Source organism: Treponema sp. R80B11-R83G3 (assembly GCF_054786115.1).
In genome coordinates this window covers 1-525 of record NZ_BDHF01000445.1, presented here as the reverse complement: position 1 = coordinate 525, position 525 = coordinate 1, and the positions used below count along the sequence as shown (strand labels likewise).

Below are 525 nucleotides of genomic sequence, written 5' to 3'. Positions count from 1 at the left end.
TTAATAATCTCCTTCCAATAAATAATAATTCTTCTTTTGCAGTTTCATTGCATGAATAACTATCAAAAGATTACGCTCTTCTTCCTCAATCGTAATTAGTTCAAGGGCATTTCCTAAATGGTCAAAGCCTGCAAGCAGATGTTTGGGAGGCGGATCATTCAGTAATTTACCGCCTTTGACATTGAACAAACACGCCTTGATGCTTTCCTCGGTTATATTATGTTTTAATGCACTGTCCAGAATGACAATATCCATGCTTCCTCTTATTTTAATTATATCACTTTTCACGGCTTTTTGAAACAGCCATTCACCCCCCAAAAACCTCTATCCCTCTCCTCTACACGATGTATGCCCAAAGGATTTATTTAGTACAGGCGGGCAGGCTGCGCACGCTGTAAAAACTTCGTAAGAGTCCGCCTACGAGCCTTTCGGCGACTAAATAACGGTGGGTAGAAATCTTTATCCAGGGTACGTCGCCGAACTCTTATTCTCTGAATTTTCTTTGTTTTATTCCAAAGTCTCTCC

General features: G+C 40.2%; 1 protein-coding gene. It reads right to left on the bottom strand.

The genetic code is table 11. The features are described from left to right. The gene (locus ACYVRH_RS14385; RefSeq protein WP_461257555.1) at positions 1–318 is read right to left on the bottom strand and encodes a hypothetical protein; all 318 of its coding nucleotides are present in this window, start codon (positions 316–318) and stop codon (positions 1–3) included. Positions 319–525: the final 207 nt, after the last annotated feature.